Annotated in this window: 18 protein-coding genes and 1 pseudogene; 10 read left to right on the forward strand and 9 right to left on the reverse strand. The window is 44.5% G+C overall.

Features of this window, described 5'->3' with window-relative positions; all coding sequences use genetic code 11:
• Nucleotides 1-8: 8 nt before the first annotated feature.
• Both M5J74_RS06980 and M5J74_RS06985 read right to left on the reverse strand, forming a co-directional pair.
• On the reverse strand, nucleotides 9-1,409 hold the full coding sequence (locus M5J74_RS06980) for an MATE family efflux transporter (protein WP_106167205.1): 1,401 nt from the start codon (nucleotides 1,407-1,409) through the stop codon (nucleotides 9-11).
• A 73-nt stretch (nucleotides 1,410-1,482) separates the two neighbouring features.
• Nucleotides 1,483-1,755, reverse strand: a complete 273-nt coding sequence (locus M5J74_RS06985) for a hypothetical protein (protein ID WP_250016114.1) — start codon at nucleotides 1,753-1,755, stop codon at nucleotides 1,483-1,485.
• Between the two features lie 167 nt (nucleotides 1,756-1,922).
• Here M5J74_RS06985 and M5J74_RS06990 point away from each other — a divergent pair, with 167 nt between their 5' ends.
• Nucleotides 1,923-2,798, forward strand: a complete 876-nt coding sequence (locus M5J74_RS06990; protein WP_106218538.1) for a helix-turn-helix domain-containing protein — start codon at nucleotides 1,923-1,925, stop codon at nucleotides 2,796-2,798.
• A 103-nt stretch (nucleotides 2,799-2,901) separates the two neighbouring features.
• Here the strand turns inward: M5J74_RS06990 and M5J74_RS06995 are convergent, their stop codons facing one another.
• Nucleotides 2,902-3,891 carry an AEC family transporter gene (locus M5J74_RS06995; protein ID WP_250016116.1) on the reverse strand — a complete coding sequence of 330 codons (990 nt, stop codon included), beginning with the start codon at nucleotides 3,889-3,891 and terminating at the stop codon, nucleotides 2,902-2,904.
• Nucleotides 3,892-4,050: 159 nt separating this feature from the next.
• Between M5J74_RS06995 and M5J74_RS07000 the strand changes: the two genes are divergently transcribed.
• From M5J74_RS07000 to M5J74_RS07025, 6 genes and pseudogenes are all read left to right on the forward strand, one after another.
• Nucleotides 4,051-4,911, forward strand: a complete 861-nt coding sequence (locus M5J74_RS07000) for a D-alanyl-D-alanine carboxypeptidase family protein (protein ID WP_250016117.1) — start codon at nucleotides 4,051-4,053, stop codon at nucleotides 4,909-4,911.
• A 14-nt stretch (nucleotides 4,912-4,925) separates the two neighbouring features.
• Entirely contained in the window at nucleotides 4,926-5,204 is a 279-nt protein-coding gene (locus M5J74_RS07005) for a hypothetical protein (protein WP_250016119.1), read from the forward strand.
• 120 nt (nucleotides 5,205-5,324) lie between these two features.
• A complete protein-coding gene (locus M5J74_RS07010; protein WP_015153422.1) occupies nucleotides 5,325-5,552 on the forward strand; it encodes a type II toxin-antitoxin system Phd/YefM family antitoxin in 228 nt (75 codons plus the stop codon).
• On the forward strand, nucleotides 5,549-5,935 hold the full coding sequence (locus M5J74_RS07015) for a type II toxin-antitoxin system VapC family toxin (protein WP_250016121.1): 387 nt from the start codon (nucleotides 5,549-5,551) through the stop codon (nucleotides 5,933-5,935). Before M5J74_RS07010 ends, M5J74_RS07015 begins: the two co-directional genes overlap by 4 nt.
• Before the next feature lie 3 nt (nucleotides 5,936-5,938).
• Nucleotides 5,939-6,436: a GNAT family N-acetyltransferase gene (locus tag M5J74_RS07020; protein WP_106218541.1), complete on the forward strand. Its 498-nt coding sequence runs from the start codon at nucleotides 5,939-5,941 to the stop codon at nucleotides 6,434-6,436.
• A gap of 96 nt (nucleotides 6,437-6,532) precedes the next feature.
• Nucleotides 6,533-6,667 (forward strand): annotated as a pseudogene (locus M5J74_RS07025) (Uma2 family endonuclease); the annotation flags it as partial.
• 21 nt (nucleotides 6,668-6,688) lie between these two features.
• Here the strand turns inward: M5J74_RS07025 and M5J74_RS07030 are convergent.
• Both M5J74_RS07030 and M5J74_RS07035 read right to left on the reverse strand, forming a co-directional pair.
• Nucleotides 6,689-7,561 carry a class I SAM-dependent methyltransferase gene (locus M5J74_RS07030; protein ID WP_250016123.1) on the reverse strand — a complete coding sequence of 291 codons (873 nt, stop codon included), beginning with the start codon at nucleotides 7,559-7,561 and terminating at the stop codon, nucleotides 6,689-6,691.
• Nucleotides 7,562-7,581: 20 nt separating this feature from the next.
• Nucleotides 7,582-10,053: a penicillin-binding protein 1C gene (locus tag M5J74_RS07035; protein WP_371934015.1), complete on the reverse strand. Its 2,472-nt coding sequence runs from the start codon at nucleotides 10,051-10,053 to the stop codon at nucleotides 7,582-7,584.
• Here M5J74_RS07035 and M5J74_RS07040 point away from each other — a divergent pair.
• Nucleotides 9,996-10,193, forward strand: a complete 198-nt coding sequence (locus M5J74_RS07040) for a hypothetical protein (protein ID WP_250016126.1) — start codon at nucleotides 9,996-9,998, stop codon at nucleotides 10,191-10,193. The two genes, M5J74_RS07035 and M5J74_RS07040, sit on opposite strands and share 58 nt — an antisense overlap.
• Before the next feature lie 55 nt (nucleotides 10,194-10,248).
• On the opposite strand, the gene M5J74_RS07045 is transcribed toward M5J74_RS07040, so the two are convergent.
• From M5J74_RS07045 to M5J74_RS07055, 3 genes are all read right to left on the reverse strand, one after another.
• Complete coding sequence (locus tag M5J74_RS07045; RefSeq protein WP_015153428.1) at nucleotides 10,249-11,181, reverse strand: ABC transporter permease; 933 nt, start codon at nucleotides 11,179-11,181, stop codon at nucleotides 10,249-10,251.
• A 171-nt stretch (nucleotides 11,182-11,352) separates the two neighbouring features.
• Complete coding sequence (locus M5J74_RS07050; protein WP_015153429.1) at nucleotides 11,353-12,474, reverse strand: spermidine/putrescine ABC transporter substrate-binding protein; 1,122 nt, start codon at nucleotides 12,472-12,474, stop codon at nucleotides 11,353-11,355.
• Nucleotides 12,471-13,616: an ABC transporter ATP-binding protein gene (locus M5J74_RS07055; protein ID WP_250016128.1), complete on the reverse strand. Its 1,146-nt coding sequence runs from the start codon at nucleotides 13,614-13,616 to the stop codon at nucleotides 12,471-12,473. Before M5J74_RS07055 ends, M5J74_RS07050 begins: the two co-directional genes overlap by 4 nt.
• A 217-nt stretch (nucleotides 13,617-13,833) precedes the next feature.
• Between M5J74_RS07055 and mrdA the strand changes: the two genes are divergently transcribed.
• Together mrdA and M5J74_RS07065 are read left to right on the forward strand one after the other, a co-directional pair.
• Nucleotides 13,834-15,633: a penicillin-binding protein 2 gene (gene mrdA / locus M5J74_RS07060; protein WP_015153431.1), complete on the forward strand. Its 1,800-nt coding sequence runs from the start codon at nucleotides 13,834-13,836 to the stop codon at nucleotides 15,631-15,633.
• A 488-nt stretch (nucleotides 15,634-16,121) separates the two neighbouring features.
• Nucleotides 16,122-16,574 (forward strand): tetratricopeptide repeat protein, encoded by a 453-nt coding sequence (locus M5J74_RS07065; protein ID WP_250016130.1) that lies wholly within the window; start codon nucleotides 16,122-16,124, stop codon nucleotides 16,572-16,574.
• A 48-nt stretch (nucleotides 16,575-16,622) separates the two neighbouring features.
• Here the strand turns inward: M5J74_RS07065 and M5J74_RS07070 are convergent, their stop codons facing one another.
• Nucleotides 16,623-17,447: a zinc-dependent peptidase gene (locus tag M5J74_RS07070; RefSeq protein WP_106168290.1), complete on the reverse strand. Its 825-nt coding sequence runs from the start codon at nucleotides 17,445-17,447 to the stop codon at nucleotides 16,623-16,625.
• Nucleotides 17,448-17,639 lie beyond the last annotated feature (192 nt).

The raw sequence follows: 17,639 nt of genomic DNA on the forward strand, positions 1-17,639 counted from the left end.
CCACAAGTTTAAGAATTTGGAGGACAGGAACAAAGAGAATATTGTAATTGCTTGCGGGAAGATAGTTGGCGAAATCGCCAGATAAATGCAATAGATGCGATCGCCAGTCCAATTGACTGTCCGATCCACAACCCTACACCACCCAAACCAAATTGGAACCCCAGCAGATAACCACTGGTCAAACCAGCTCCCCAATAAGCTAAAAAGCCTAGTAACATGGGGACGCGAGTATCTTGCAGTCCTTGCAGTACGCCATTGGCAGTTCTTTGCACTCCATCGACAATTTCTCCTAAAGCTGCTACGAACAGCATAGGGACAGCAATTGATAAAACGTTTGCATTTGCTGGGTCGCGAAGATCGATAAATAATCCTATTATTTGTTGAGGAAAAATTAACACTGCGATCGCCATGAGTGTCATCGAGCTAGCACCTAAAACCATACTGACGTATCCGGCTCGTTTAGCTGCTTTTAAGTTTTGCTGTCCCAGCCATTGACCGACTCGCACTGTTGTCGCGTATGACATTCCCAAGGGAATCATATAAAAAACCACCGTAGTTTGTAAAACGATTTGGTGTGCTGCCAAAATCTCAGTTCCTAACATCCCCATCAGGAACGTGACAATATTAAACAGCCCATATTCTATAGCTGTCGCTATCCCAATCGGCGCGCCCAGCCAGAGCAGTTCCCAAATAATGCGCGGTTTAATTTGATGTAATGCCTGAAAAATACCGTAAATTCTTAGTTGCTTGTGCCAGAGTATGTAGACGGCTAAAGACAAAAATCTACCCCAAAAACTGAGAGCGCTTGTCAATGCCAAACCCACCAGTCCCAGGTGCGGAAAACCAAACATACCCAAACCTAAGAGATAATTACCTGCGATATCAAACAGCGTCCAAGCGATCGCAATAACCATAACCGGACGTGCTTGCGATACGCCAGCTACTAAACTTCTGAGTACGGTAAACCCCAAAGCTGGAAATATTCCCCAAAGTGCAACATCTAAATATTCATTGGCTAAAGCAGCAGTTCTAGAAGTTTGTCCGAGCTGAAGCATCAGTGCGTCCAAACGTCCGACAATCGGCATCAGAGCAATTGCCAGAACCACCGATATCCATAACCCCTGGCGCGTTATCTGCGTGACTCGCGATTTATCTCCTGCACCATACGCTGCTGCTACAAGCGGGCTAACTCCTACCACCATGCTAGTTGCGGTATTTAACAGCGTCATAAACGTGATGGAGGCTAATCCGCCTGCTGCGAGAGTTTCTTGTCCCAACCTACCCATGACGACCGTATCGGCAAAACCCGTGACAGATTGGGCAAGTTGGGCGCTGACTAGAGGAATAGCAAGTTTGAGAAACTCCTTAATTTCAGTCTGAATGTTGAAGCGAAGGGTATGAGAAGACATGACAAAATATCTAGGACTGTATAGTAGGGAGCAGGGAGCAGACGAAAAAGTTGTAGAATCAAAGTTTGTCAAATTAATTTTGAGTAGGATCGGGCATAAAAAGAATTGAGCCAATCGTGAATATAATGCTGGCTGAAAAATGCAAAACAGCAGACAAAGTAACCCCTTTAGAAATTTCTAATATGGCATCAAATACAAACATTAACGAGCCAATTAGAAATAACCAACCAGCAACAGAGCCGCGATCGCGCTGGTTGAGAATATTGGCGATCGCAATACTTTTGATCGACTTTACTAAATCGATTGCTTGACAATTATCCCCGTTTGCATACTTTTTTAGCAGCATCTCAATCTCCTATCATTTAAATAAAATTCGGTTAGTTAATTTTGGCGTTACAGTATGTAACTTTACCGTTACAATTACAGAATAAGGAAACTCAAAGCTTCGATCTATTTGAATCTTGCGCGACTATCAAAATCTTGCGGTCAGTTTTGTAGAAGGCTAAAGCACAGATGGCGAAAGCATTACACACTCCAACACGCGATCCCAAATTACCGATCGCATCGAGTCAAAATTTAGGTTGGGAATCAATTATTGTTGAAGAATTTCAGCAACCCCCTGGAGGAATAGAGCATTTCGCCTTGCCAGAACACGCGATCGCCGTATGTCTAGCGACGAAACCCAATCGCCTGCATCAGATTATGGGCGATCGCCGTTATGTAGGACTCTATACTAAAGGCGATATTTCCATCACCCCCGCTCATCTCCCTTCTTCATATCGCTCGGAAGGCGAGGATTGCTACTTACACATCCAAATCCCGCCCCAGTTCTTACAACAGGTAGCAAAAGAAGCGATCGAAATCGATCCTAATCGCCTCGAAATTATACCGGAATTTCGGGTACGCAACCCGCAAATCGAGCAGATAGCGATGATGTTGCGATTGGCATTGCATCAAAACGATGCTTGGGTGAATCGCCTCTATATCGAATCTCTAGCAAACCTGCTAACAGTGCATTTACTTCGCGACTATGCCACAACTCAACCACGTGTAGCACTTTATGAGGGAGGATTAGGCGATCGTAGGCTATTACAAGTTTCAGAATATATCAACGCTCATCTAGATCGAGATATTAAACTAGCAGATTTAGCTCAAATACTTGGTATGAGTCAGTTTCATTTCAGCCGCCTATTCAAGCAATCTCTGGGAATTTCTCCCCATCAATACTTACTTCAGCAGAGAATAGAACGAGCAAAACAATTGTTGAAACAAACAAACCTATCAGTAGTCGAAATCGCTCTACAATCCGGCTTTAACAGCCACAGCCATTTAAGCAAACAATTTCGTCAACTCACAGGCATGACACCCAAAGCTTACCGAGCTGGATGAACAAAGTCAAAAGTCAAAAGTTAAAAGTCAAAACTAGCGTCTTTCTTTGCGCCTTTGCGCCTTTGCGCGACATACAAAATAAAACTTTTGCAATAGCCCTGTTCTAACGAACACCAAACAACCACAACCACAATGGCAAAGTCAACAACAGACTTGCAGAACCGAGTGCTAAAGCCGTCACAGCCAAATCGCGATCGAGATCGTAAGCTTCCGCAATTACGAGAGTAGCAAAAGCGGGAGGCATAGCCATTTGTAAAACGATCGCTAGTTGAGGCGCGCCTGTAAAACCACATAGAGTTAAGACACTACCTACAACTAAAGGAACGATCAGCATTTTAATTGTTAAACTAACTGCGGCTTTGGGTAGATTGTGCCAAGACTTGAGATGTTGCAAGCGCATCCCGATGAGAACCAACGATAAAGCAACCACACTCCAACCCAAGCTGGATAAAACTGATTCTGCGACAGCAGGTAAGGCAACTTGACGAAATAACAAGCCAAACCCCATACTCCACAAAGCAGGATTGATTAATATTGCCTGGATGAGTGAAGTGCGATCGCTAACTCCCTTCCCAAATCGCGCCGCTAGCACTACACCTAAACCATAAGATCCCAAAGTCGATCCCAACAAATCGTAAAACAGCGTCCAGCCAAAATACTGCGTTCCCACCACCGCCAAAGCCACGGGAAACCCAATATAACCCGTGTTGCCTACCATAGCAGCTAGCAGAAAACTACCTTGGGTAGGTAATGGGTAGTTGGTAATTGGTAGTTGTTGGTTGTTGATTGTTGCTTCCCTATTCCCCTGCTCTTGTTTTTTGACTTTTAACTTTTGACTTTTGACTTTTAGCTTAATCCACCCCCACGCTAAACCTGCTCCGAGTAAAATAGCTATCCAAGCGCATATCGGCGCAATCCAAATAGCACCTGACAAGTCGGCTTGGCGCAAGAAGGCAACAATACTAATCGGGACTCCAATCCAAAACAGAAATTGTCCCAAAGTATGGGGAGAGAGTTGAGGTATTCTGCTGCTGGCGCAAAAGCCTAACGAAACCAACCCAATTAATTGGGCGTATAGTATCAAAAGCTGCATTACGAAAAGAAAATTATTCTTCTGAAAGAATTAGTGGGGAATGGGGAATAATGGACTAGTGCAGTTTAACGAATTGACACTTAGCCGTTAATCAGTCTTAAGTTTACAATTGGCAATTGTAAACTTGACGTTGGCGGGGCGAACTGTAAGGAGTGAGTTGTGGATAACGCTGACTTGTCGAGAAAGCGACAAAAACATTCAAATTCTGCAAATCGTCGATCGCCCGATGATATTCCAGAGGCTTTGCGGGATGCAACCCCTTCTAATTCTGTCACTTCATCAAATCGTGCTTCCAGTGGCAAGCCGATTTACTTCATTGGTGGCTTAATTGCTGTAGGCGCGATCGCGGTAGGGACTGGTTTATGGTACTTTAATGCTCCGTCACCAAATACAGTCACTCAGCCTACACCTACTGTTTCTCCTAGTCCGACTGTTTCTACTACCCCTGCAACACCACAAACACCAGTAGCAGTCAATCCTTCTCCCGCTCGCTCGGACAACCTTTTAGGACATTTACCTTATCAAGAAGCCCCCGAAACAGAACTCGTGCCAATTCTACCAGGAAGTGCCATGAGGTTGCGTCAAGCTGCTGCCGAGGAGTTTCAGGCGATGGTACGGGCAGCTAGGGCTTCAGGGATAAGTTTAGTACCAATTTCCGGTTTTCGTTCTACCCAAGATCAGCAGCACATCTATTTTGGTATTCAAGCAGAACGGGGACAATCTGTAACCAAACGTGCCGAAGTCAGCGCCCCTCCAGGCTACAGCGAGCATCATACAGGTTACGCCGTAGATATTGGTGATGGAAATACCCCAGCAACAAATTTAAATACTAATTTTGAGAAGACGAAAGCCTTTAGATGGTTAGAGGCAAATGCAGCGCGATTTCACTTTGAAATGTCTTTTCCTAAGAATAACTCGCAAGGGGTAAGTTACGAACCTTGGCACTGGAGATTTGTGGGCGATCGCGATAGTTTAGAAACATTTTATAAAGCCAAAAATCTCGATCGCAACACACCTTAATTGTTTTTACGCTAATGAGCATACGTCATTTTTATGCAAAACGGATTTCAAACCTTGTAAATGGGTTTGCTAAATACGAATATACAGCCGACTCCATCAGCATGGCAGATTTTGGAACTATGATTATTGATGTAAATAACAAAAGATCTAAAATTGAAAAACCCATGACTGACGAGACTATTGAGAATCAAGAAGTGTGCATTTTGGCATTAACCTCTAAAATTCTGAAAGAATATGAAAAAAAATCAGGAATTGCCTCGCGAAACTCATTACGTATCATAATAAATCAATAGACAGCAGCAAGGAGGCTACGATCGCTCTCAAATGCTTGTATCAGGAGCGGTATCGCTTTTTAAACTGAAACCTTAACTCAGAAGTTATATTCAAGATATTGAGTTTTGCCAAAAACCATTATGCACCAGATTAACTTAAAAGAAGCTGAGACTCGACTAGCAGAGCTAATTGAAGAAGTGGCTGGCGGGGAAGAAGTTGTAATTACCTGTAGTGATGGAAGATCTTTCAAGATTATACCGATTGGTACGGTAGAAGCGATCCCTAAATTTGGCAGTGCAAAGGGAATGGTAAAGATGTCAGATGATTTCGACGCGCCATTGGAAGACTTTGAAGCATATGCTCCATGAGGATATTGCTCGACACCCACTCATTTTTGTGGTTTATTGAGGGCAGTCCCAACCTCAGCAACATAGCAAGGAGTGCGATCGAAGATCGAAAAAATCAGAGATTTTTGAGTGTTGCAAGTCTCTGGGAGATGTCTATCAAGGTTAGTATTGGAAAACTAGAGCTTGAAATGACGTTTGCTGAGTTAGTCCAGCGTGAAGTATACGGAAATGCTATTGAGTTACTTGAAATACAGCCAGAACATTTAGATGAATTAGCCAAGCTACCTTTTCACCACAAAGATCCATTCGATCGACTGATAATTGCTCAAAGTTTAGCAGAGTGCATACCTGTAGTGACGAAAGACGAAATATTTGGAAGTTACCCTGTCACCATACTGTGGTGAGTTATGCGTCGCTCGCAACAACAGCCCACAAAGATGAACGCAATTACCTATAGACTGCCGGAGCCAGGGGATGAACACCAAATTAGTGCTTGCATGTGGGCTTCTGCGGATCTCTGGGAACTTACAGATGGAACACCAGAAAGTGTTGCCGAATGGAAACAAATTTGTGACCTAGAAGAATTGAGAGGAAGAATCTTGAGTGGTGAGAAAACGCTAGTCGCTACATGGAATGGAATCGTTGTCGGTTTTATCGCATTTCGGAGAGGGAATCATCTATCTTTGTTGTTCGTCCGAAGAGAATTTGCTAGGCAAGGAATTGGTAGAGAGCTATTCACTCGGTGCAGCAACGATCTTAATGAAATCATTGTTAACTCATCTGATGCGGCAGTAGGCTTTTATCAAAAAGTCGGGTTTGTCCAAAGTGGCGATCGCTTTTGCAAAAATGGGGTATGGGCAACACCCATGAAGTGGACTGAAATTGTAGCGAATCGAAACCACTGACATATTTTTCGCAGCCTGCGATCGATCGCGTTACTTCTCAACCCAGAAACTATAAAATTGAACTAAATCAATCGCAAAATTCCGAGCAATTCTGCTATGAAAACGCTAGCTAAATGGTCTGTAGAAGACTATCATCGCACGATCGAAGCAGACATTCTGCGCGATCGCCATGTGGAATTGCTAGCAGGTGATATTGTTGAGAAGAGTCCAGAAACACCGATCCCTCACAGCTAAGATTCACAATTTTGATTTTTAACTTTTAACTTTTGACTTGCTTTTCCTCGCTGTCGCCCCAATAGTTGAATAATAAATTGCCCATGACTGCGGATCTTCGGCAATTTGACAATATCGCTCGATGTCTTGTTGCGTTGCTTTACCCGTAGCAATATATTTATCTGTTAATCGCTCGGCAGACATTTTCATAACTGTAGCAATTCCCGAACCACCAGGGGCTAAAGGAGTATCATTTTCAACAGATAATTCTTGCAAATTCAACTGTTGAAATATGGTAGGCAATTTAACACCAAAAGCATAATCCATCCCCCTACTAGCAAACATTTGGGCGATCGCCTCATTCACCCGATTCATCGACTGACAAGCTGCTTCATTTCCCGCGATCGCTCTAGCAGCAGAAAAATCTGGTTCTTCAATCACAATCCACCCACCAGGCTTGAGTAAATCTAACATTTTTGCGAGAGCAACTTGAAATTCTGGAACATGAATCAGCACGTAGCGAGTATGAATGAGATCGAAAGATTGACTCTTTAGCGCTAGATGACGAATATCGGCTTCTATAACTTCTAAATTCGCTCGTTCGAGCTTGGCAACAAAGCGAGTATTTAAATCGACAGCAACAACCTTACCATTTTCTCCAACAATTTCTGCCATCCAGCGGGCGATCGATCCTGCTCCTGCACCAACTTCCAGACAGCACCAATTAGGAGAAATACCTGTTGCTTGAATTCGCTGACGACTGGCAGGATCGAAGACTCGTTCGATTGCTTGGAGTCTTGCCAATTCTTTCAACTCAGTTTCTGTCAGTTTAAATTCTTGGGGTTCAACTGTTTTAGATTCAACTTTTTTCTCAGGCTGAGAATTAGCAAAGATGTATGTAGAATCTGACATTTTCACCCCTGTAACTCTGACTAATTTTTGCTTACACGACCGATAGAAAAACCTCGACGAGTAGGTTTATTTTGTGCTAACTGTACTTGAAAACTGACGCGATCGCTCGTCCCATCACTTTTAACTTCCACAGTCCAGTTCCCAGGACGCAGCTCCCAAAAGAAAGCATCAGATGTCTGCGTTGCTAGTTTCTCACCGTTAAGCCACCATTCTACAGGTTTATCTGACTTTGCAGCGAGTTTAAATTCAAGCCGTTGCTGACTGTCACTCGCACCATTACTAGGGTAGAGGAGAAACAAAGCGCCGTTGGTAGGAGACACGATTTTCAGTCCGCTCGAAACTCCAGGCGATCGCCCTTGGGTTGCCAACCACTCATCATATTCTCTAGGTAAGTTAAGCCGATATTGCGGCTCTCCTGCTGTAGGAGCAGTTACCAGTTGATAAAAAGTATCGGGGTGGCGATCGTATTCGTCCAAATCTTCTGGATAAAAATATTCCTGTACCACTGTCGGACAAGCAGGTGTAGGTTTCAATCCCGACAAAGCACAGACGGGACGTAAAACCAAACCAGATGGAGCAGGAAAAGCCGCAGGTTCTCGATCTTCGTGCAAGTGCAACATAATCCGATTCCACAAAGGAGCAGCACCCATCACCCCAGATACCTGACGCATCGGTTCGCCGTTAAAATTGCCTACCCAAGTTGCAACTGTATAATCAGTCGTAAATCCTACCGTCCAAGTATCGCGAAAATTAGAAGAAGTTCCCGTTTTCACCGCAGCGGGAAAAGGCAAATTCAACACCGAGTCCACACCAAAAGACTTAGCACGAGCATGGCGATCGCTTAATATGTCAGTTATCAGTGACCAGTGACCAGTTATCAGTGTTAGGTGGTAATTGGTAGTTGGTAATTGGTAATTGGTAGTTGCTCCCTTGTCCCCTTGTCCCCCTTGTCCCCCTTCGCCCCTAATCTCCACTCCCTTCGGTCGTGGGGTCCCCGAGTTCCCCCTTGTCCCCCTTGTCCCCTCTCCCTTGTCCCCCTTGTCCCCCTTGTCCCCCTTGTCCCCCTCTCCCTTGTCCCCCTTGTCCCCCTTGTCCCGACTCCCGCTTAATTCCATAGAATTTCTTGCCATAGTCGCATAAGCACGGGCTAATTCCCACAGACTGACTTCGCCGCTACCGAGGGTTAAGCCGAGTCCGTAATATTCCGGGGGCTGGTTTAAATGCTCGAAACCAAGTTGATGCAAGCGTTGCAAGAAATTTTCTACACCAACTCGCTCCAAGACTCGTACGGCGGGAACGTTAAGAGAATTCGCTAAGGCAACGCGGACGCGCACGGGTCCTTGAAAGGATTCGCTATAATCTGTAGGGCTGTAAAGCCGCGCTCCAGGAATAGCATAGTGGGTAGGTACGTCTGCTAATACGGTATTTGGACGAATTAGCCGCTGTTCCAAGGCTAATTGATACAAAAAAGGTTTTAGGGTAGATCCGGGCTGTCGAAGTGCTTGCACGCCGTCGTTACGCCCCAATTCGGCATCGGCAAAGTAATCGGGAGAACCGACATAAGCTAAAACTGCACCAGAATGATTGTCGATAACTAAAGCAGCAGCGTGGTGGACGTTGTGTGGTGCAAGGTGGCGCACGATCTGCTGGACTTGGACTTCTACAAACTGTTGCAAGGGACGATCTATAGTTGTCCGAATTTGGGATGGGTGTTGTTTGGGAAGTTGACTAGCTGCCCAAAATAGAAAATGCGGTGCAGCGATAATTCCCTGCCGTCGCGACTGGAGCGTAATTGCTTCGATATTGGCTTTTTCTGCCTCAGCACGGGTAATATGTTTATCTAGAACCATGCGATCGAGGACATATTTCTGTCGCCGTTTCAATCTTTCCCAACTATCGTAAGGATTCAGATATACCGGATTGTTGGGTATGGCTGCTAGCAGACTAGCTTGTGCTAAATTTAGTTCGGATGCAGGCATTCCCAGATATATTCGCGCCGCAGCTTCTACGCCGTAGATATTGCCACCCATCGGCAGACGGTTGACGTAAGCTTGCAAGATCTCGTCTTTGCTCATGCCTGCGGCTAGCCGCCAAGATAACCAAATTTCCCGAACTTTTCCCCAGAGGTTACGCGGTAAAGGTTCTAGCATCCGTGCTAGTTGCATCGTAATTGTCGATGCGCCGCTGACAATTCTTCTAGCTTGAATAGAAGTGACGATCGCCCGTCCGACTGCCTTTAAATCCAACGCTCCATGATGATAGAATTGCCCGTCTTCTGCTGCTAAAATTGCTTGGATAAACTGGGGCGAAACTGCATTCAACGGTACGGCTACAGTATGGTTGCGATCGCGAGTCAGTAAAGTTCCCAAAGGCAACCCGTGGCGATCGCTAAATTCAATTGCCTGTCCATCCTGTAAGATATCTTTGGCATGAATTGGCGCGAGATACGGTAAGCCACGGACAATCAGACACAGTAGTATCAAAACAAAAATTCCCTTCTTCCAGAGGAGCCGGGAGTCGGAAGTCGGGAGTCGGGAGTCGGGAGACAAGGGGGACAAGGGGGACAAGGGAGCAGGGAGCGCACGAGCAGGGAGCAGAGGGGAAGAGGGGGAGAGTGGGAGAAGGGGAGTAATTACCAATTACCAATTACCAATTACCAACTACCAATTACCAATTACCACTGATAACTAGTCACTAGTCACTGAATTATTCCCGCCGTATTTAATTAATAGCGCGATCGCAATACTAACAGCTAGTACCAACACCATACTTAACGCCGAACCAAATCCCCAGTTCTGGGTTGCGCCTAAAAACTGATTGTAAATTAACCTGGCGATCGTCATACTGGATGCACCACCTAGTAACTCTGGAGCAATGAAATCGCCAATTGCCGTAATGAAAACTAACAGCGAACCTGCGGCAATTCCTGGTAAAGTTTGGGGGACAGTTACCTTCCAAAAGGTTTCAGCGGGATTTGCTCCTAAATCTGCGGCTGCTTCCAGCAATCTCCGGTCTAATCTTTCCAGGGAAGCGTAGAGAATCAGTACCATATAAGGCAGTAAATTGTAACTCAAGCCAATCAAAACTGCCGTACTGCTATTGTGAATCTGGAGGCTGGGTAAACCAACACTATTGAGCAAAGAGTTCAGCACGCCTGTAGGACGCAAAATCGTAATCCAGGCATAAGAACGCAGTAAAGAGGATGTCCACAGAGGTAAGACAAAACCCAATAAAAGTAGAGTCCGCCAGCGTTGAGGAGTCAACAAAGCAATCCAGTAGGCGACGGGAAATCCTAATAATAAGCAAATAATAGTACTAGAGCTAGCTAAAAATAGCGATCGCCCCATCACTCCCATATACAGGGGTTGAAATACCTGAATATAATTATCTACACCGCTAGGATTAACAATATTTCCCGGGCGAAACCCTGGCACTAAACTCAACTCAAAGATAATCAGTGTTGGTAGTACCAACAACAATATCAACCAAATTCCAGCCGGGGTTAGAAAAATCGTCGGTTCTAGCCAATTCCACCAACGAGGATGTTTCGGTGGTAGCGGTGGTTCGGCATCCTGACTTGAGGTTGCATCGAGTTGAAGTGGTGACTTTTTTGCAGGCACAGTTTGTAGAAGGGAGTAGGGAGCAATAATCAGTGACCAGTGACCAGTGACCAGTGACCAGTTGTCAGTCAACAAATGAATAATGACCAATGACCAATGACGAATAACTATTCATACTTCATCCTTTTTCCTTCTTCCTTCTTCCTTCATACTTTCCTAATTTCCGATCCCCTAGCTGCTAGTTAGTTGCGTCCAGTAGCGATCGTAAACTGCATCAAAATCTCCTAAAGGGGAAATGCGTTCGCATTTATTTAAGACCGATTCTGGAGGAAACAAATTGGTATCTTGGCGCAGTTGAGTTGGTAACTGTTCTAATGCAACTTGGTTGGGAATGGCAACGGTTTGTCGCTGACAAATCTCTGCTGCTACCGTAGGTTCCAAGTTGTAATTGAGCCAAGTATAAGCAGCATCGAGATTGGGTGCGGTTTTGGGAATGGCGATCGTATCCGTCCACAAAGACGTGCCACTGGCGGGAATGATGTATCTGAGATTGGGATTTTCTTGGGAAATTTTAATTCCATCAGTCGAATATGCCATCGCTAGCACTAAATCTCCAGCGAGGATTTGACTGCGCCAAGCATCGGTATCAAATGCAGCAATACTGGGTTTGAGTTCTCGTAACTTCTCGTAAGCCTGTTTAATTTGCGACTCATCTTTAGAGTTGTAGGAATAACCCAACATTCGTAAAGTTGCGCCCATGACTTCCCGCACGTCATCAATTAAAGTCATGCGTCCTGATAGCTGCTGGCGGTTTTTCCACAAATATTCCCAATCTGTAGGTGGTTCTTTTAACTGTTGGGTATTGTAAACAAATCCAGTTGTTCCCCAACTCATGGGAATACTGTGACGATTTTGCGGGTCGTAAGTCGGATTTTGAAATTGAGGGGCAAGTCGGTCTAAACCTTGGAGGCGCGAACGGTCGAGTTCGTGGAGCATTCCCATTTCTATCATACGCCGCACCATATAATCGCTAGGATAGATGACGCTGTAATTTCCTCCTCCTCCCGCTTGTAACTTTGCCAGCATTGCTTCGTTTGATTCATAGATGTCTGCAACGACTGGTGCTTTGAACTGAGCAGTAAAGTTTTTAATTAGTTTGTCATCTGTATACTGCGACCAGGTATAGACAAATAACTTGTCGGTTGGACCTGCTGATGCTGTTTCCCGTTGGACTCCTCCCTGTCTCCAGCCACAACGGGTGAGAGCAAGTCCAGAAAATGCTGCTACTGATGTGCGAATAAATCTGCGTCTCGATCGCGAAAATCTTTGTACTGGCTGATGGTTTGTGTTCATTCGCTTCCACTGGCTTTTAAAGCTATACAGTCACGAGTCGCCCAACGAACGTAGATCGGTATATCAGTGTCTGATAAAGTGTTGCCTGTATTTGGTTGTAAGACTTTAATGCGATCGCCCGAGTCTAATTTTACTAAGTAGTGAACGTGAGTTCCCAGGTACATGACGTGTAGTAGTTTACCAGCAAAACAATTCGTGCGAATAGTAGGACGTTCCAAGCTCAATTCAATTTTTTCTGGACGCACGCTTACCATCACTGGAGCAGAAGTTGCAGTTGGTTCTGTATAGTCATGTCTTTGCACGACAATTTTTAATCCCTTGTGAGTATCAACCTGGAGAGTCGAGCGATCGCTATGCGCGATTTTCCCGGCTAATAAGTTAGTATCGCCAATAAAATCAGCTACAAATGCCGTACTTGGATGTTCGTAAATTTCTTTAGGAGAACCAATTTGTTCGATCTTGCCACGATGCATTACAGCAATGCGGTCTGATAAAGAAAGGGCTTCTTTTTGGTCGTGGGTGACAAAGATAAAAGTCACGCCCAAATTTTGATGCAGATTGGATAATTCTACCTGCATTTCCTGACGTAGTTTCAGATCCAACGCTGCTAAAGGCTCATCTAACAACACGACTGCCGGACGATTGACTAATGCCCTTGCCAAGGCAACTCGCTGCTGCTGTCCGCCTGAGAGTTGGGTGGGAAAGCGCGATCGCATTGTCTCCATCTTGACTAATTTGAGTGCGGCTTCCACGCGGCTATTCAGTTCCACCCGCGAGAGTTTTTGCAACCGCAACCCAAAAGCAATGTTATCCCACACATTTAAGTGGTTAAACAAAGCATAGCTTTGAAATACAGTATTGACGGGGCGACGATAGGGCGGAACGCGATTCATCTGTTCACCCTGAATCAATATCTTTCCCGCGTCCGCTCGTTCAAATCCAGCAATTAAACGTAACGTTGTCGTTTTGCCACAACCAGAGGGACCGAGAATACTAAAAAATTCTCCTCGACGAATATTTACGTCGATCCCGTTTACGGCTAATTCTTGATGAAAAAACTTATAGACGTTTTGCAGCTCAACATCAAGCAGCGATGCACCGACTTTTCCCCCTGTATACCGTGTTGCAGTTCGAGCCGTCATCCGTATTGTCCCAGGTAATATATTTTATCTTCCAGTCTGCACGGTATTTTGTCGAAGTGCCAATAAATTTACTTGTCACCGCTATTAGCTGAGCGAACGCTCATTCCAATTGATTAAAATGAGATCGATGAAGGCTGCTTTGTCTGAGCGCGATCGCCTCAGTTGTGGGTAACTTAGATCTTAAATGCTACTGCGCCAATATCGTAAATCCCACCCCATGAAAATCATTTATCCCGCCTATGGCAGCAAGACGAAAACGACCCGCACTGTCGGGCGTAGTTTCCAAGCCTTAGTGTTAATGCTAGGGATTACTGTTGCCATGTTTGGTGGGATTGGCAGTCGGCTGGCATATTTACAGCTTGTTGAAGGGACTCGCAATCGTCAATTGGCGGACAATAACCGAATTCGATTGATTCCTAAACAGCCAGAACGGGGCAGTATCTTCGATCGCAAAGGCAGAATTTTAGCAACTAGTCGTCTGTCTCATTCCGTTTACATTTGGCCTATGGCTCCCAAAAAACCGGAATGGGACAGTACTAAACAACGGCTTGCCCAAATTTTACAAATGCCAGCCGCCGAAATTCAACAACGCATGGATAAAGCCGGGGTAAATTCTCCTAGCTTAATTCGCATGGCACGAGATATCAACCCGGCTCAAATTACGGCTTTGGCAGAATACAAAAATCAATTAAAAGATGTAGAAGTTTACATCGAACCGATTCGCAGTTATCCCAACGGTCAAATCGCCGCCCACATTCTCGGTTATACAGGCGAGATGAATGACAATACATTAGCTGAGAAACGTCAAGAAGGCTATCGCCTCGGAGATGTCATCGGACAAATGGGAGTAGAAGCAGCCTTTGAAAAGCAACTGCGGGGTGAATGGGGCGGACAACAGGTAGAAGTTGACGGTAAGGGTAGGGTTTTACGATATTTAGGCGAGAAAAAGGCAAGGTCGGGTCAGAACGTTCATTTAACGATCGATCTAGAGTTACAAAAAGCCGCCGAAAAAACTTTGGGCGATCGCCAAGGGGCGATCGTTGCCCTCGACCCCCGTACTGGCGGAGTATTAGCAATGGTGAGTCGTCCTACCTTCGACCCCAACGTATTTTCTAAACGCATTACCCCCGCCGTGTGGCGCAGCCTGCAAAAGAAAGATCATCCCTTTGTCAACCGCGCCTTAAGAGGTTTCCCCCCTGCCAGTACGTTTAAAATCATCACTGCTACGGCTGGCTTGGAATCAGGGAAGTTTTCGCCTAAAACGCGATTGCAAACCTATGGTTGCATGAACATTGGTGGTACGCGATTCTGCGATTGGAATCTTGCCGGATTTGGCGTACTCGATTTTCCGGGGGCGTTGGCTTGGAGTAGCGATACATTTTTCTATCAAATCGGTCGGGGTATTGGCGGACCTACTTTAATTGAATGGACGCGGAAATTTGGCTTTGGGCGCAAAACGGGCATTGAACTCGCACCAGAAGAAGCAAAAGGCTTAGTTGCAGATGATAAATGGAAACGAGCCAACTATGACTTACCTTGGAAGGTAGGAGACACGGTAAATATGTCCATTGGTCAAGGGTTTTTGCAAGTTTCTCCCTTGCAAGTTGCCGTGATGTTCGCCGTTCCTGCTAGTGGTGGCTACCGGATCAAACCGCACTTACTGCGAGATAACGAGGAAGCGAAGAAGTGGCGGGAGTCTTTAAATATCAAACCAAGTACCGTGCAAACTGTCCGTCAAGGATTGCGACAAGTCGTAGCTAGCGGCACGGGTAGGGCGTTGAGTTCTCCTACCATTCCCCCGGCTGCTGGTAAAAGCGGTACGGCGGAGACTTATAAGCAGAAATCTCATACTTGGTTTGGCGGTTATGCCCCCTACAATAAGCCAGAAATCGTGGTCGTCGCGTTTGCCGAACACTCTGGTGGTGGCGGTGGTAAGATTTGCGCTCCAATGGTGTTAAAAGTGATGGAAGCCTATTTTCACGGGCAGAAGGCGAAGGGAGAAGTCGGAAGTCGGTAGGGGCAGGTTTGGAAACCCGCCTGTACGGAAGTCGGAAGTCGGAATTAACTACTCAGATTTTGTACGTTTGCGTACAGACAAATTAGGTTTTTTTGGTTAAGCACTGTGGATGTTTCTGCTAGTCCCGGGAGATTTGGGAGTTAGCTGGTAGACATTTAGATAAAGCTTTTTTAAGTATCGAAACGATATGTGCTAAAAATCTCAATACACAAGTTAAAATTCTTTTTGGAATGAACGCGGTGTTACTGTAAATGTTGAGTATATGAGTTCCACTCGGGCATTGAATAGGTCATAATTGCGATCGCTCTTTAACAAAAGTTCATAGTGGTTTCAGTATTTTCTCTAAACTTGATAGAGAGAAAATGAAATATGTTGATTTTAAGTAGCGAAAATCACTTTTTTGATGTTTGAATCGAACCTTGAGATGCAAATATAAGTACTTACTGTTTTGTTAAAAACTTCAAACCTGCATTTACTAAACAACTTTTATGACCGCAACGACTAATAATAAATTGAACTCAATTGATGAATTTGCATCTGCTGTTGAAGTTGCTAAGATTTGGCAGCAAAAGGGAACTCAGTTAGCCAATTTAGGTAAACATACAGAAGCATTAAATTACCTAAATCGAGCCATAACAATTTATGAGGACAATCCTACCGCTTTAGTGATGCGAGCAGTTGTATTGATTCATTTAGGACAGAATGAAGCAGCGCTGACAGATTGCGATCGCGCTTTGACAATTAATCCTAAAGACAAACAGGCTTGGTTATTTAAAGGCGTAGCTTTAAATTATTTAGGGCGTTACGAGCAGTGTTATGCTAGCTACGATCGCGCCTTGGGAATCGAACGGCGATCGTCTGTTTACAGATTAGTACAAGTGTGGAAGGGCATTTTTGGTGTTGGTCGTTCTGACAGCGCAGCTATGACTTCTTCTACGTGAAAGCTAGTAGGGTGCGTTGTTTAACGCACCCTAAAAATTGTCATAACCTTAAACCCACTGCACGGGATCGAGTTGATAATAACTTTGCAATAATTTGTAAAGTGCTGAATGCTGTTTCTGTAATTGGTGCGGTTTTTCAAAAAAAGTTTCTGTAGCGACGGCAAAAAACTCGGCTGGATTTGTCGTTCCATAGCTATCTATAACAGTTTTTCTACCTCGTTGTACGTCATGACAAAGTTGCTGATACGCTGCTGTCATCACCTGCATCCAAATCGGATAATCTAATTTTCGTGGCAAAATGGGTACGCCTTCAGCTTCACCATCTTCCTGGTCTAACTGATGGGCAAACTCATGCAGTACGATATTGCGACCGTCTTGCCAGTTACGAGTATCGTATTGTACCTGTTCCCAAGATAAGACTAATTGGTCATTCGTCCAAGACTCTCCCAATCTTGCGACGCGCTGTTCTTCTACAATATAACTTCCAGTTTTTGCGATCTCATTGACAAAATACGTCCTGGGATAGATGAAAATAGTGCGCAACCTTAAGAAGTATTCGCCTCTTTCATTGAGTAAAAGTAAGCAAGCAACAGCAGCGATCGTTATTTTCATTTCTTCTGTCACTAGCAAACCATTACAACCAATAAATTGTTTTTCTGCTAAGAATACTTGAATGTGTCCTTGCAAGCGCTGGCGATCGCCTTTGGAAAGACAATAATAAATTGGTAAATTATCTTCAATTACTGCATTCCACAGTATAGGAAAAGGAAGCTGCTTATAGTAACGGCGACGTTTTTTTATTAGAATAGGATGAATGAAAATCCCGGTAATGATGAAGGCGATCGCGATTATAATAATTAGTGTTTCTATCATAAAGTTATAACGGTAGTCTCAAGTATTGCATTTTCAATTCTTTCAAATAACCTAAGCAGACGTTAATTGTTTTTAGAAGAAATAGTATTTAATTACACAGATATATATATATCGCATCTTACTCTGACTAATGTTATTTTAAGAACATTTTTGAGCAATTTAAAGCTAGCAAGCTCATTCCTTCACTCTTAA

The organism is Chroococcidiopsis sp. CCNUC1, assembly GCF_023546805.1.
Classification (GTDB): domain Bacteria; phylum Cyanobacteriota; class Cyanobacteriia; order Cyanobacteriales; family Chroococcidiopsidaceae; genus Chroococcidiopsis; species Chroococcidiopsis thermalis.

Excerpts from the sequence above, each read along its gene's own strand:
- M5J74_RS06980 (WP_106167205.1), bottom strand. The coding sequence starts at position 1,409 with ATGTCTTCTCATACCCTTCGCTTCAACATTCAGACTGAAATTAAGGAG.
- M5J74_RS06985 (WP_250016114.1), bottom strand. The coding sequence starts at position 1,755 with ATGCTGCTAAAAAAGTATGCAAACGGGGATAATTGTCAAGCAATCGAT.
- M5J74_RS06990 (WP_106218538.1), top strand. The coding sequence starts at position 1,923 with ATGGCGAAAGCATTACACACTCCAACACGCGATCCCAAATTACCGATC.
- M5J74_RS06995 (WP_250016116.1), bottom strand. The coding sequence starts at position 3,891 with ATGCAGCTTTTGATACTATACGCCCAATTAATTGGGTTGGTTTCGTTA.
- M5J74_RS07005 (WP_250016119.1), top strand. The coding sequence starts at position 4,926 with ATGAGCATACGTCATTTTTATGCAAAACGGATTTCAAACCTTGTAAAT.
- M5J74_RS07010 (WP_015153422.1), top strand. The coding sequence starts at position 5,325 with ATGCACCAGATTAACTTAAAAGAAGCTGAGACTCGACTAGCAGAGCTA.
- M5J74_RS07015 (WP_250016121.1), top strand. The coding sequence starts at position 5,549 with ATGAGGATATTGCTCGACACCCACTCATTTTTGTGGTTTATTGAGGGC.
- M5J74_RS07020 (WP_106218541.1), top strand. The coding sequence starts at position 5,939 with ATGCGTCGCTCGCAACAACAGCCCACAAAGATGAACGCAATTACCTAT.
- M5J74_RS07030 (WP_250016123.1), bottom strand. The coding sequence starts at position 7,561 with ATGTCAGATTCTACATACATCTTTGCTAATTCTCAGCCTGAGAAAAAA.
- M5J74_RS07050 (WP_015153429.1), bottom strand. The coding sequence starts at position 12,474 with ATGAACACAAACCATCAGCCAGTACAAAGATTTTCGCGATCGAGACGC.
- M5J74_RS07055 (WP_250016128.1), bottom strand. The coding sequence starts at position 13,616 with ATGACGGCTCGAACTGCAACACGGTATACAGGGGGAAAAGTCGGTGCA.
- mrdA (WP_015153431.1), top strand. The coding sequence starts at position 13,834 with ATGAAAATCATTTATCCCGCCTATGGCAGCAAGACGAAAACGACCCGC.
- M5J74_RS07065 (WP_250016130.1), top strand. The coding sequence starts at position 16,122 with ATGACCGCAACGACTAATAATAAATTGAACTCAATTGATGAATTTGCA.
- M5J74_RS07070 (WP_106168290.1), bottom strand. The coding sequence starts at position 17,447 with ATGATAGAAACACTAATTATTATAATCGCGATCGCCTTCATCATTACC.